Source organism: Paenibacillus sp. FSL R5-0475, from assembly GCF_038004585.1.
GTDB lineage: Bacteria > Bacillota > Bacilli > Paenibacillales > Paenibacillaceae > Paenibacillus_AQ.
On record NZ_JBBORK010000001.1, the window covers coordinates 1,420,118 to 1,432,738 of the forward strand.

The following is a 12,621-nucleotide window of genomic DNA, read 5'->3' on the forward strand; positions in this document are numbered from 1 at the left end:
GGGGGGAAGCAAGTTGGAAAATATACTTGAGATTCATGACGTTACAAAAAAATATAGATCCAAGCATGCCCTCCGCGGAGTATCCTTTAATCTGAGTGCGGGTAAAATCACGGGACTGCTGGGCAGTAACGGCAGCGGTAAAAGTACACTAATGAAAATCATCGCCGGGCTGACACAGCCTACTTCCGGTCGTGTATCCATTATTGGAGGGGCTGTAGGCTTAGATAGTAAAGCAGTAGTGTCATTTATGCCCGATAAGCCGCTTACAGAATCCTGGATGAATGTTAAGGATGCTCTAAAGTTCCAAAGTGATTTCTATCCGGATTTTGATCAGACTAAGGCTTCTCGAATGTTGGAGTTTATGAAGCTAAGAGCTCAAGATAAGGTGAAGGATTTGTCCAAAGGGATGAATGAACGTCTACAGCTTACACTTGCTTTATCACGTCGAGCTAGCCTGTATTTACTGGATGAGCCAATCGGTGGTGTTGATCCAGTAGCTAGAACTAAAATTCTTAACGCGTTAGTAGAGTTTTATGAAGAGGACAGCACCATTCTCCTTTCTACTCATTTAGTATCGGATATCGAGCGGATCTTTGATGATGTGATTTTTATAAAAGAGGGAGAAATTGTGATGCATACGGCGGTAGAAGATATCCGGCTGCGCCAAGGTAAAAGCATAGACGAACTGTTCAGAGAGGTGTACGCAGAATGCTAAAGCTAGTGAAGTATGATTTTAGACGAGATAGGGATAAGTTTCTTGCTGTTTTTGTAATCACCATTCTTGTGCAGTTTGTGATAGGATTTACTGTTCAATCAGATCAAGATATGTTCATGATGAACATCACTTCCTATGCAGTAGCAGGTGTAGTGCTTCTCTTTTTTAGTCTGCGCACCTTCGGTCAGAACCTGAGATTATTCAATCGGAGGCTTGTGCCAGTACCAGTCCTGTATACCGTTCTCTCACCAGTAATGCTGTTTTTAGGGTCGTTACTCGGTTTATTTCTAGTCGCTTATATTCATTTAGCAGTAGATATTATGATGTTTTCAACTTCGTTTTTACCGGAAAAATTTTGGCTGATTTCCGCATATACAGTGCTAATTGTCTTTTGGGCTTCCGCCTACTCTATGTTGCTCGTGATGTTCTCCATGACCGTTGCAATGAGTGTGAGAGTGAAAGGAAGAGTATGGATTGGGATAGCCGTTTTTTTTGTAATACAGTATATAATTTCTTTATTAGAGTCATCGATGTTCGATCATAAAAATATCACTTTGGAAAGAGCTTTTCGATTTGAAGTGACGGATGAGGCCGCTAAATTAAATGATATTGAGATCTCTCAGTATGTTCTTGGCTTACTTCCTACCCTGTTCGAAGCTGTGATTATTACGATTCTAGTATTTGCTATTGTTAAGCTCGTTAAAAAAAGAGTGGAGTCCTAGGTACACGGTGAAATAACGCTTTTTAGAACGGAGGCAGAGCGATTAGCTTTGTCTTCGTTTTTATGCAAAAAAAAAGACGCCCTTCCATGAGAAGGGCATCTGTTATGTAGAATTCTACAGGCCCTCTACATTTAGAGAGGCTGTCCATATATCGAGTTCTCTATGTAGCTGTTCTTCTTCGTCCTCGTTCAATTTAAGTTTAACTCCATATTGGTATTGGCCGAGTCCGAACATCCAGCCCCAACGGACGCTGCCCACGAGTTGAAGCTTTTCTTCGTTTAATTGAAGATGAATTACTAGCTTTGTATCGCCCGCCGTGAATCGAAGATTCAGGGGGGTGCGCACTTTGCAGCCAGATCGGCTAAGATCGAGCAACACAGCTTCTGTTAGCTTTCCGGCACCCGGACCGCTACTACTTATTGGAACTTCAATCCAGCATTCAAGCGGCTGGTTCATTACATAGCGAAATGGTTCTTTCCTGCTGGACACATCCATAATTTCCCTCCATATCGTTTATTTGCAATTATATCGAAAGAGATTGTTGAGAACAATCTACTAAAGTGCTATTTTTAATAAGAATAAATTTATTTAATCCTAATGAAGGTGATGAGACTTAACATGTACCAATACCTTAATGAAACGTTCCAAAAACACAATTTTGACCAAGGAAGTCTACAGGACGGGGAACTAAATAACTGTACATTTGAGCAGTGTTCCTTCAAGGGAAGCTCTATGGAAGAGATGACTTCCATCGGCTGCCGATTTATAGATTGCGATTTTACTGGAGCCATGCTCAATGCATCACACCATAAAGGCTCGGCTTTTACTAACTGTAAGTTCACGGGTGCGAATCTGTTCGTATCGAAATTTGAAGATTGTAAAATGGTAGGCTCTGATTTCTCAAATGCTTATTTGGACGGGATCACACTTATCGGCGGGGACTGGTCCTACACGAACCTGAGACATACCAATCTTAGCAGACAGGATCTGCGCGGGATTCGATTTACTGAGGCCGATCTAATGGGTTGTAATTTGCAAAAAAGTGATCTTCGAGGGGCTGATCTGAGCCGTGTACAGCTGTCTCAATGCAAGCTTAAGGGGGCTGACCTACGGGATGCTATTGTTGAAGGAATTGATTTGAAAAGTTTGGATCTGCAAGGTGTTCGTATGGATATAGATCAGGCTGTACTGTTAGCACGCTCTTTTGGGGCTAAGGTAGGGAACTAGGAATAGGGGCATCAGCTGCTAATGTTGTAGCGGTTGATGCCCCTTTAGATTGTTATCAAGAAATACATATGCACATTGTATGAAACTTCTTATGTATATTTGCTTGCTTAACGGTTAACGCAGTCTTTTTCTGGGTTTGGCCCACCATTTAATCCAAAGAAAACCTTCGTCATCACGGAAAAATTTAATGCCTACCCAGCGTAAGGGTGTCCATAGTTCTCTAAAGTAATATGAAGGCATAGTCTATTAGACCCTCCTATATAGTCAATTAATACTATATGTTACGCTAGTTTTAATGAAACTTCAAGACAATTTTACTTATAATTACATATTATGAATCTACGAGAAGTAAATTGCTCATGTGAGCAGGACCAATAGCCCTATGTTAGTTGCATGCTTCATTTAATTCTTTTCAGCTACTTATGTCACATTCGAATTATCAAATACTAACACGCGCTCTTTGGGCGCGTGTTTTGACGTTTATTTTGAATGGAATCTAGCAATGACGCTCTATTAGTAGGGATATGCACAAGCATTTCATTATGCTCAGCATTTAATAAAAGGAGAGGAAGTGATGAAATGACGGAGACCGAGTTTATTGCGAAGATCGCAAATTTTGCTGTGAAGGACATGCAGATCAGCAAGGTTCCAGCATCGCTAACGATAGCTCAAGCGGCGCTGGAATCGGGCTTTGGCAGCAGCGGATTGACTGTTAAGGCCAACAATTTGTTTGGGATTAAAGGTAGCGGACCAGCCGGTAGTATTACTGTGCAAACTACTGAATATGTTAATGGTAAAGCTGTTAAAGTAGAAGCTCTTTTTCGGGCCTATAACAACTGGGGAGAATCTGTTGCGGATCATTCCGCGTTGATTGTGAATGGTGTTTCTTGGAATCGTAATCTTTACAGCAAAGTGCTTGGTGCTAGTGGCAAGGTAGCCGCACAAGAGATTGCTGCCGCTGGTTATGCTACCGACCCAAACTATGCAGCAAAGCTAATCCAAATCATGAATACCTACAATCTGTATAAGTATGATGATGAAGCCAAGGAAGGTGATGACGAAATGTCGGCAGAGGATAAACAAAGGCTGGCTAGTCTGGAAACGGAAATAAAAGAATTGCGTGCTCTTATTGTGAGCCTTACGGATAGCAAGGATACGCTAAAAACAGGTATGCAGGAACAAGGTCAGTCGATTACTAAGCTTTCAGATCGTGTGACTTTAATTGAAGACCGAGCAGTGATGAATGTACCCCCATGGGCTGAAGCGGCAGTAAAGGCAGCCAGTGCTGCAGGGCTGCTAGATACACCGTCAGGTGGCAGTTATGACTTCTATCGCATAATAACAGTGCTGAACCGTGCAGGCTTACTTGCTTCTGGTAGTGGAAAATGAAATAAGGAGGATTAAACACCATGTATAATGATGCTCTCAACAGTGTGCTTGCCTTTGCTTCCGTGCTGGCTGTTTTCGTAATGGCACTTGTACAACTTGTGAAGAATAGCGTGCGGCTTCCGCGGAATATTGTACCGGTTGTTGGATTAGCTATTGGCTTGCTGGTTGGAGCAGTGGCCTATCCGTTCACTGATATGAATCTGATCCTGCGGCTATGGGCTGGAGGGCTAGCAGGACTTTCGGCGACGGGGTTATTTGAGCTTGCTTTTAACAAAAGGGATGGAACCAAAACAGATGATAAATAGACTCGGCCTATCAGTTATATAAAACAATCGTTTTATACAGGTATTGTGACTATGCAATCTATCGAGAACCCTAATATATTATCTTATGTCAATTATAAAGGGGGTGCAACAATGGGAACTTATCTTGATGCAAGAACGTCGCAAAATGCCAGCCTCGCCAACTCTATAGCCATTCCTATAACAGTTCTAAATACTCCACAGCTGTTTGGACAGATTGGGTTGTTGACTGCAGGAGTGACTACAAATCCGCGTGTGCTGCTTAAAGGAACGATCTCTGTAACGCTTCCTTTAGCTTTAGTGGGTATCACAATTACGATTGTAAGGGGAACCTTGCCGACCGATCCGCTTATATATTCTGCTACTTCAACTTTTGGTCTAAGTATTTTGGCTCCGCAAGTCATAACCTTTTCAGCAGACGATTTCTTACCTGCAATCACTCCTCAACTCACTTATACAGCATTTGTTTCTTCTAATCTTCTCGGCACAGTTCGTGTGGGTCCAGAAAGCTTTGACGGTATTTTAGTTTCTGATTAAACATTTTTACACTAACCTCGCGCAGTTGGCGGGGTTTTATTTTTAACCGTTCGCCCAATCTTCTTGGGGGGTTAATACATATCCTGTGATGTATTCTAAAATACGGAGGAGGTCTTCTCATGGGTGCAGAATTTGGTCATGTTGGTGGTGCTTTTACTTCCACAGGCGCGATTTTGGTATTGTTCATCTTATTGGTAATTATTACGAGCGCATGCATATTCTAAAGATATAAAAAAGTCTGCTTCTGGCATTCGTGCTGGAAGCAGACTTTCTTTATGGTACTATTTCGATTTATGCCATGCAAAGCAAAAGTCGTTAGGATTCTACTCTCGTATTGAAGTACATAAAAAATGCTGATCGGGATTTCTTCCATTATTGTACTATTAATCATTGTCGTAACGGTAGGAAGCTTTTATTTCTATCATGTCGCTTTTCACGTACCTCAAAGGATTTTTTGAACGAGAGTCCAGACCTACAGTCATGATAACGAGTGGGGAAGACTTATCACCGTCTAGTATGCTAACTAAAATTCGTGCAGGTTATTCTTTTAATGAAGCCTCAGCCTTAGAACAGGTGAAGAAATCTGTAACCCCGACCCTGACTGACTAACAAAGGGCTGCCGAAAGGTGGTCCTTTTGTGATGTATATACTCCTTAGCGAATTTATTGTGTGAGTTTGCTTTTTATTCACATTTAAATGCAATATATAAATTGCATTATGTAATAAATATATTATAATTCTGGTTATAGGGAGGGATAATAATGAAAAAAAGTAAAATGAATGATGAACGAGTTGTATCTCAAAGAAGAAAGATTCAAAGTGATGCTTATCAAATATTAGTATATTGTTTGCTGATTTCAGTACTGATTCAACAATTCATAATGAATGCTCCGTTTGAGCAATTTGCAGTCGAGTTTTTCTGATTAATTGGTAGTGGAATATATATAACGATACGGCACTTGTCTGTTGGTGTTGATATTTGGGATTCCCGAAGAAACACAAATAAAAAGCTGCTCATAAACAGCATTATTTCAGGCGGAATTTGTGTTTCGTTGCTTATAGTTTTGGCGGGAGAAAGAAATGTATGGAGCATTATTTTAATCTTTGTATCTTTTATAATTGTTTATTTTCTTACACACCTAGTGTTACGGAATATAAACAAAAAAAGACAACAGCAAATCGATGATGAATTAGGTAGTGATGATACAGTTGAATGAAATGCGCGGACTTTTCATCCTCATCTATCTTGCCACACTCATATAACCGTAGGTCGTTTTCCATATCCAATTCAATATGAATGAGCTTTAATTTTATCAGAGGGAGTTGAATGCGCAGCTGAAAATAAGGCACGTCGCAGATCTCCGAAAGGATAAGCACGAGAGCCTATATTTCCCTATGACCGTGATCTTTGAGCCAAGAGGCAATTGCAGAAATTTGGGGTATTCCTAAGGCGGCAGCATTCGCAAGCAACTGTGTGCGTCCTTCTTTCTCATTGTCCGAAACTAGTAATTTTGTATTGATTATTCCATATATAATAATAACTTTTAATGTCTTTAAACATAAATTCGGGGCCCTATCTCTAGGGCCCCTTTCATGGGAGAGGAGAAACCGGACGAAGAGCTTATGGGGAAACGTAAGCCTGCTCCGCGGTTGTCTACGACATTTGTGGTGTCGATAATTACATGATGTCCCTGGAAGCCCAGTCTTATACATAAGGAAGACTTATTTATCGGAATAGTCTTGATCTTTCCATTTTTCATATCTAGACAAATTTTTTATTTCATCGCGCAAATGTGTTACGATAGGCGTGGACTTATGCCCTTTTGGGTATAACAAACAGAGACATAGAGCGGGTGATTGACGGTGAGAGTGGTATCGGGAAGTGCAAAAGGAAGACCACTAAAAAGTGTGCCGGGAAGTGGAACAAGACCTACAACCGATAAGGTGAAGGAAGCTGTATTCAGTATGATCGGTCCATATTTTGAAGGTGGAGCGGTACTGGACTTGTTCGCAGGTACAGGTGGTTTGGGTATCGAAGCTTTAAGCAGAGGGATGGAAAGCGCCGTATTTGTAGATATGGATCCCAAGAGCATTGACACCATTCGTGCCAATTTGAAAGCGACTAATCTTGAAGCGAGTGCGCAAGTGTACCGAAATGAAGCAGGAAGAGCACTCAGTGCATTGGAGAAGCGGGGACGTGTTTTTGATTTAGTCTTTCTAGATCCTCCCTACCGATTGAAGCACGGAGATGAGCTGATGCTATCTATGGTAGAAAAAGGAATGCTGCAAGAGGACGCAATCATTGTTCTGGAGCATGAATCAAGTTATGCCTATTCTGAGGATATCCCAGGATTTTATAGGCTGCGTCAGGCCGTATACGGAGAAACGACAATTTCTATTTATCAGTATGAAGCTAATCCTTCTGTGGATAGCGAGACTGGTGAGGAGGTAGAGAATGAGTCAGCAAATTAGAAAAGAACGTGTTGCCATCTATCCAGGCACCTTTGATCCCGTGACTATGGGACATATGGATATTATTCGGCGCGCATCCAAGCAATTCGACCGTTTAATCGTAACGGTGCTTAATAATTTGAGTAAGAACCCGCTGTTTACTGTAGAAGAGCGGACAGAGCTTTTAAGACAGGCAACAGCTGATATTCCCAATGTGGAAATCGACAGCTTTAGGGATCTATTAGTCAATTATGTTCGTCAAAAAGATGCTCAAGTCATTGTACGTGGTATTCGTACCGTAACTGACTTTGAATATGAACTGCAAAACGCATCCATCAACCATAGTCTGGATCCGGATGCGGAAACGATTTTTATGATGACTAATCCGAAATATTCCTATTTAAGCTCCAGCGTTGTAAAAGAAATTGCCCATTTTGGTGGGAATGTGTCTGACTTCGTGACGCCTGAGGTGGAACAGGCGATGAAGCTTAAATTTAATCGAGCCGATGGCGAAAAGCGCTAACGAGATATATCGTTGCGGATAATGCCAGGAGGATGATTAGCAGAAGCGATTGCAAACTAAGCAACTGTGGAAAAGAGCTCCATATGGCAGTTACATTAATGGTTCTGTTTGGTATGGATTGTGAATCAGCGAGCGCAGGCAAAGCAGCCTCACTTATTACTAAAAGTGGTTTCAATAGTAGCAGTGTTAATAAAAAAGCATAAACGCCATGCATCAGGCGAACGACAGCATAGGGGAGGAATCGGACATTTGCTTGTTTAAGCAACGTCAGTACCTGTAGCTGTGCGCAGAGCCCGCTCCAGCCTAGTGCAGCAGAGAGCATGGCCAAGCCTAGTACACCTGATGCTCCGGCCCCGATGCTCGAGAGCCCTTTGCTTATAGCGTCGGCTCCTAAATGAATCTCGAGCAAGCTCGCTGGCAGAGCGGCTGGCAATGCAGGAAGTACCGTAGTAATGATATTGATGACCACGGCGAACATAATCATGTAACCGCCCACAACCATCAAATTTTGTACCGCTGTAGCTACTGACTCCCCAAGAAGTCTACCGAAGCTTCGGCCATCTCTTGATCTGGCTTCAGTGGCTGCAAGTTGGACACGAATATATAAAGAAGGTCGTTTGGTTTTCGTGCGTTCTTTTACAGAAGGCTGCGGATTGTCTAGCCGGCCATTTAAAAGAGCGTCTGTATAACTGGCCAAAAGTCCTGAAACCCAGTGGATAGCAAGTAGAAAGTAACCTGCTGTAGGACTATGTAGGAAAGCTACACCAATCACAATGAGCAGGGTTACTGGACTGGCGAAATGCGTAAGTGAAGCAAGACGAGCGGCTTCCTTGTCCGAAATGCTGCCCTGCTTATGAAGCTGCATTACACCTCCGGCCCCGCCGGGGAATCCAGCGGTGATTCCAAGCGCCAAAGTCCAACCACTCGCGCCAGGCAATCGAAAGACCTTTTTCATCAATGGTTCCAGGAGCACTCCGAAACCATGTACGAAGCCCGAAGCGGTTAGCATCTCAGACAGCATCAAGAAGGGTAGAAGTGCAGGGAATACGAGTGTCCACCAGAGCTTTAACCCTTGGAGAGAAGCCTCGAAAGAGCTTTCTGGTGAGATGATGATGGCAATGGCTAACAGGATTGCGATCACCCCAGATAAAAAAGGTGTGGAGCGACTAGCTAGCCGGCGTATTTTAATATTGTTCATTTCTAGAATCACCTCTTCATAACTTAAGGCATAGCGGATGTGTTATCAATTTATGCAGAGTAGACAACCATCATGCCAAACCACTAGTCGAAGCGGTAATGAAGTTCAAACATTCAACTCCTAAATGTGCCGTGGGAAAGAAGGGAAGAGTAGTGAAGCAGTTGAAGCATCGGCCGGGATTCCGTGCCACAGCTTACCTCTTTACGTTTGTAGTTATCGTGTATGTATTTGTTTTTATGAACACCCCGTACATTGTATATCAACCGGGTAGTGCCTCTGAAGTTGCCCCTATGATTAAAGTGGAAAATGCTGATCCAGCTGAAGAAGGAACCTTCATGATGACTACAGTATCTGCTAGTTACGCTAATGTGGCGTTGCTGGTCGCCTCTGTTTTTAACTCCAATTCAGAGGTTGTGCGGAAAGAAACACGGTTAGGAGATAAGTCTGAAGATGAGTATGCTGCGGAGCAGGTTTTTTATATGAACAGCTCGCAATCTTACTCCGTTCAGGCGGCCTATCATGCTGCAGGAATCCCGTATGAGGATGTTGTGGATTATTTGTATGTTTTTTCAGTTCCGGTTGCCAGTAATAAAGGACAATTCCAACCGGGTGACAGAATCATAAGTGTAGAAGGCCAGAAGGTACCCGATCCAGAAGCACTTTCTGCTTTACTTTCAACAAAAAAAATCGGTGATCAGGTCGCTGTTGTTTTACAAAGAAACGGTAAGGAAGTAAAGGAACAGGTGACACTTGTCGAGATCAAAGATAAAGATGTTACTGCAGTTCGACCTGGTTTTGGAGTCACTATAGCCGCAGTTCAAAAGGTAAAACCTAAAGAACAAGGCAAAGCGGTCAGCTTTGTGGATACGAATGTTGGCGGTCCTTCTGCAGGTCTGATGTTCACTATGGAGATTTACAACCGACTTACGCCTGGTGATTTAACCAAAGGTCATAGGGTTGCAGGAACGGGCACGATCGACGCTGAGGGTGTGGTAGGTGCTATCGGTGGAGTGAAGCATAAGATTGTTGCTGCAGATCGAGAAGGGGCGGAGATTTTTTTCGTTCCTGTTAAGAATTACGACGAAGCCAAAACGAAAGCTGATAAAATCGGCACATCTATGAAGTTGGTACCCGTATCGACACTGGATGAAGCACTGAAGTATATGGAGGAACTGCCGGTCAAACCATGACCGGAGGTTCCAAATAATCGCGATACATATCGGTTCTGTGCGGTTCTCGAAAAGCTCCTGCGAAAGCAGACGCGGCTTGAAGGTCTCGCTCAAGTTGTGGATGGGAGCACAGTGACGGCCGCATGACGATGGGTAAGGTTGCTTTTTGTTTCATCTCTTTAAGGAGAGCTCGTCCACTTTCTCTAAAACCAAGGATTCGAATATACCCGGGCCCCTCCGCTAGTACAGAAGGGGTCATTTCTTCCTTTGTATGATTCAGCAAAATGTGTAGCAGGAGACGTTGCAGTCGTGTATGCGTATAACGCTTGCTCTTAAGGGCTTGAAGCAAACCCGAGATAGAGAATTGCTCAAGATCGGGCATAAGACGAAGAATTCTATTCTCCAAGCCTTCATTCATGTCTTGGATGGTTCGTAGCTCGGCAGCGGTACGTGTAGAGAGCAGGTGACGGAGGGGACCTCGGAAATGCTCCAATTCCAGAGGACCTCTACCTGCTGCATGCTCTCTTTCTAATATGGACACGCTATATTCCGGCATGTATGCTGCTGGAGAGCCGCCTTCTTGCAGCAGCTTGCGAATAGCAGTGGCGCTTGCGATCGATGAGTCAACTTGCAAAGGATCATGGAATCCGGCTGCCGTTCGCGGAACGGTTAGCGGCTCGATCTTGCTATTTAGCCGCTGCAAGGCGATGAGATAATGCAAGCCAAGGCTGTTATTCGGCTGGCGCAGCAGCTCGCCAGCATCGCCGGGACTCTCCTCTTCATGGAGAGTCCCTTCAAAGGCCACCGCCGCCGCTGCGCTGTACGCGGCGGGGAAGCTCGCTCCGAGCGCCATGCGGCGGCGGATCTCGCTCTGAAGTTCGCTGCTTTCCTCTGCCAGATACCTGGCCAGAGGAAGCAGCGAACCCAAAGTGCCGGCTTCGGAGCCGAAGCACAAGCTGTCCACGACTCCGGTCGCTTCAAGCAGTGCAACTGCTCCGAAGGCGAACCATTCTGCCGGCTGTACAGCATAGGCCACCGGCAGCTCAATGACGAGGTCGGCGCCCATTCGTAGCGCCATCTCTGTCCGGGCTTGCTTGCTTACCGCCGCCGGCTCGCCGCGCTGAGTAAAGGGACCGCTCATGACGACAATGGCGCGCTCAGCGCCAGATAGTCTTTTGGCTTCGGTGAAGTGATGGACATGTCCGTTATGTAATGGATTGTATTCTGCTATTATTCCAACTGTTGTCACTGCTGCTTCCCTCCGTATGTAACCATTATTTAAAATATAAGAAGGTATAAGATATGCACCTATCCTTTATGTCTTATATTTCACGCTTTAACGCTTATCGTCCTTATGAAGATGCTGTAGTCTTTTATGCTTGTAGAGATTAGTAGGATTAATATTTAGAAACTCAGTTCGCATATGCTGTCATTTTGATTTACACTAATAGTTATATCATAATTCTCTCCAATTCCTGAAACAATATAAAGGGAAAATGGTTGACAAAGGTATATAATACTAGGTATAATAAATTTTGTTTGTTTGGGAGTGATAAGTTATGCAGATTCACTTTCGCAAATTAGCGAATGCCGACGAACCGTTACATATTCACGATGTTGTGGATGTCAGCGAGGTAGTCAAAGGGCGCAAGGATATTCTAGCTGTTGCTCCGCTCTCAGTGGACCTTAAAGCGCTGCCCGCGGGAACCGATTGTGTGAACGTGGTGGGAAAACTGAGTGGAGATGTGGACATGTTATGTTCACGTTGTCTCACGGAGGTCAAAAGTGATTTGAACATTCCTTTTGCTGAGACTTTCAAGTGGCTTAAGCAGCCAGTTCTTCCAGATGATGACGAAGATGAGGAACTCATTTACGTCAAGGATGAGGTTGTGGATCTTATTCCTTATGTGGAAGAAAATTTCGTACTGCACTTACCGGATTCGGTATTGTGCAAGGCAGACTGTCTTGGTCTTTGTCAGAAATGCGGACAGAACTTGAACGAAGGCACCTGCAGTTGCGACAACACAGTGATCGATCCTCGACTCGCTGGGTTGAAAGACTTTTTCAAATGAAACATTACAACAAAACACATTCTGCTCTGAGGAGCAGGCTGACAGAAATATCACAAGGAGGTGGAACACATGGCAGTACCACAACGTAGAACGTCTAAAACACGCCGTGACAAACGTCGCACCCACTTTAAGTTGGTTGTGCCGGGCATGGTGAAATGCGAACAATGCGGAGAGTTGAAATTGGCTCACCACGTATGTAAAGTTTGCGGAACTTACAAAGCAAGAGAAATCATCAAACAATAGTTTCGGAATAAATAGTACTTCACTATCGGTGAAGTACTATTTTTTTTGAAATATAAGAATATATAAGTTTTAC

15 protein-coding genes and 1 pseudogene are annotated in these 12,621 nt (G+C 43.6%); 13 read left to right on the forward strand and 3 right to left on the reverse strand.

Going from position 1 to position 12,621, the window contains the following annotated elements; all coding sequences use genetic code 11:
* Positions 1 to 13 precede the first annotated feature (13 nt).
* Positions 14 to 715: an ABC transporter ATP-binding protein gene (locus tag MKX41_RS06185; protein ID WP_197071286.1), complete on the forward strand. Its 702-nt coding sequence runs from the start codon at positions 14 to 16 to the stop codon at positions 713 to 715.
* Positions 709 to 1,437, forward strand: coding sequence for a hypothetical protein (locus MKX41_RS06190; protein WP_042187675.1), 729 nt, complete (start codon positions 709 to 711; stop codon positions 1,435 to 1,437). The genes MKX41_RS06185 and MKX41_RS06190 overlap by 7 nt, the downstream gene beginning before the upstream one ends.
* Positions 1,438 to 1,551: 114 nt before the next feature.
* On the opposite strand, the gene MKX41_RS06195 is transcribed toward MKX41_RS06190, so the two are convergent.
* Complete coding sequence (locus MKX41_RS06195) at positions 1,552 to 1,932, reverse strand: PilZ domain-containing protein (protein WP_042187677.1); 381 nt, start codon at positions 1,930 to 1,932, stop codon at positions 1,552 to 1,554.
* A gap of 123 nt (positions 1,933 to 2,055) precedes the next feature.
* Here MKX41_RS06195 and MKX41_RS06200 point away from each other — a divergent pair, with 123 nt between their 5' ends.
* The 8 genes and pseudogenes from MKX41_RS06200 to coaD all read left to right on the forward strand — a co-directional run bounded on the left by MKX41_RS06200 (position 2,056) and on the right by coaD (position 7,866).
* Positions 2,056 to 2,664, forward strand: a complete 609-nt coding sequence (locus tag MKX41_RS06200; protein WP_076298872.1) for a pentapeptide repeat-containing protein — start codon at positions 2,056 to 2,058, stop codon at positions 2,662 to 2,664.
* A 579-nt stretch (positions 2,665 to 3,243) separates the two neighbouring features.
* Positions 3,244 to 4,053, forward strand: coding sequence for a glycoside hydrolase family 73 protein (locus MKX41_RS06205; protein WP_340969137.1), 810 nt, complete (start codon positions 3,244 to 3,246; stop codon positions 4,051 to 4,053).
* A 20-nt stretch (positions 4,054 to 4,073) separates the two neighbouring features.
* Positions 4,074 to 4,358, forward strand: coding sequence for a holin (locus tag MKX41_RS06210; protein ID WP_339247685.1), 285 nt, complete (start codon positions 4,074 to 4,076; stop codon positions 4,356 to 4,358).
* A 111-nt stretch (positions 4,359 to 4,469) separates the two neighbouring features.
* Complete coding sequence (locus MKX41_RS06215) at positions 4,470 to 4,892, forward strand: hypothetical protein (protein ID WP_042187685.1); 423 nt, start codon at positions 4,470 to 4,472, stop codon at positions 4,890 to 4,892.
* A gap of 119 nt (positions 4,893 to 5,011) precedes the next feature.
* Positions 5,012 to 5,116, forward strand: coding sequence for a sporulation protein YjcZ (locus MKX41_RS06220; protein ID WP_081389784.1), 105 nt, complete (start codon positions 5,012 to 5,014; stop codon positions 5,114 to 5,116).
* Positions 5,117 to 5,668: 552 nt separating this feature from the next.
* Positions 5,669 to 6,109: pseudogene (locus MKX41_RS06225) on the forward strand (DUF6773 family protein).
* A gap of 646 nt (positions 6,110 to 6,755) precedes the next feature.
* Positions 6,756 to 7,364 carry a 16S rRNA (guanine(966)-N(2))-methyltransferase RsmD gene (rsmD, locus tag MKX41_RS06230; protein WP_340969141.1) on the forward strand — a complete coding sequence of 203 codons (609 nt, stop codon included), beginning with the start codon at positions 6,756 to 6,758 and terminating at the stop codon, positions 7,362 to 7,364.
* Positions 7,348 to 7,866 carry a pantetheine-phosphate adenylyltransferase gene (gene coaD, locus MKX41_RS06235; RefSeq protein ID WP_076282781.1) on the forward strand — a complete coding sequence of 173 codons (519 nt, stop codon included), beginning with the start codon at positions 7,348 to 7,350 and terminating at the stop codon, positions 7,864 to 7,866. The genes rsmD and coaD overlap by 17 nt, the downstream gene beginning before the upstream one ends.
* On the opposite strand, the gene MKX41_RS06240 is transcribed toward coaD, so the two are convergent.
* Positions 7,838 to 9,064 (reverse strand): nucleoside recognition domain-containing protein, encoded by a 1,227-nt coding sequence (locus MKX41_RS06240; protein WP_340969143.1) that lies wholly within the window; start codon positions 9,062 to 9,064, stop codon positions 7,838 to 7,840. The genes coaD and MKX41_RS06240 overlap by 29 nt on opposite strands.
* 152 nt (positions 9,065 to 9,216) lie before the next feature.
* On the opposite strand from MKX41_RS06240, the gene MKX41_RS06245 reads away from it, so the two are divergent.
* Positions 9,217 to 10,254: a SepM family pheromone-processing serine protease gene (locus MKX41_RS06245; protein WP_076282779.1), complete on the forward strand. Its 1,038-nt coding sequence runs from the start codon at positions 9,217 to 9,219 to the stop codon at positions 10,252 to 10,254.
* On the opposite strand, the gene MKX41_RS06250 is transcribed toward MKX41_RS06245, so the two are convergent.
* Positions 10,244 to 11,482, reverse strand: a complete 1,239-nt coding sequence (locus MKX41_RS06250; RefSeq protein ID WP_340969146.1) for a nucleotidyltransferase — start codon at positions 11,480 to 11,482, stop codon at positions 10,244 to 10,246. The two genes, MKX41_RS06245 and MKX41_RS06250, sit on opposite strands and share 11 nt — an antisense overlap.
* A gap of 310 nt (positions 11,483 to 11,792) precedes the next feature.
* Here MKX41_RS06250 and MKX41_RS06255 point away from each other — a divergent pair, with 310 nt between their 5' ends.
* Positions 11,793 to 12,305, forward strand: a complete 513-nt coding sequence (locus MKX41_RS06255; protein WP_042187699.1) for a YceD family protein — start codon at positions 11,793 to 11,795, stop codon at positions 12,303 to 12,305.
* A gap of 69 nt (positions 12,306 to 12,374) precedes the next feature.
* Entirely contained in the window at positions 12,375 to 12,548 is a 174-nt protein-coding gene (gene rpmF, locus MKX41_RS06260) for a 50S ribosomal protein L32 (RefSeq protein WP_019911234.1), read from the forward strand.
* Positions 12,549 to 12,621: the final 73 nt, after the last annotated feature.

Coding starts and splice junctions, on each gene's coding strand:
- MKX41_RS06215 (WP_042187685.1), top strand. CDS start 4,470: ATGGGAACTTATCTTGATGCAAGAACGTCGCAAAATGCCAGCCTCGCC.
- coaD (WP_076282781.1), top strand. CDS start 7,348: ATGAGTCAGCAAATTAGAAAAGAACGTGTTGCCATCTATCCAGGCACC.
- MKX41_RS06200 (WP_076298872.1), top strand. CDS start 2,056: ATGTACCAATACCTTAATGAAACGTTCCAAAAACACAATTTTGACCAA.
- MKX41_RS06190 (WP_042187675.1), top strand. CDS start 709: ATGCTAAAGCTAGTGAAGTATGATTTTAGACGAGATAGGGATAAGTTT.
- rpmF (WP_019911234.1), top strand. CDS start 12,375: ATGGCAGTACCACAACGTAGAACGTCTAAAACACGCCGTGACAAACGT.
- MKX41_RS06210 (WP_339247685.1), top strand. CDS start 4,074: ATGTATAATGATGCTCTCAACAGTGTGCTTGCCTTTGCTTCCGTGCTG.
- MKX41_RS06205 (WP_340969137.1), top strand. CDS start 3,244: ATGACGGAGACCGAGTTTATTGCGAAGATCGCAAATTTTGCTGTGAAG.
- MKX41_RS06255 (WP_042187699.1), top strand. CDS start 11,793: ATGCAGATTCACTTTCGCAAATTAGCGAATGCCGACGAACCGTTACAT.
- MKX41_RS06240 (WP_340969143.1), bottom strand. CDS start 9,064: ATGAACAATATTAAAATACGCCGGCTAGCTAGTCGCTCCACACCTTTT.
- MKX41_RS06220 (WP_081389784.1), top strand. CDS start 5,012: ATGGGTGCAGAATTTGGTCATGTTGGTGGTGCTTTTACTTCCACAGGC.
- MKX41_RS06195 (WP_042187677.1), bottom strand. CDS start 1,932: ATGGATGTGTCCAGCAGGAAAGAACCATTTCGCTATGTAATGAACCAG.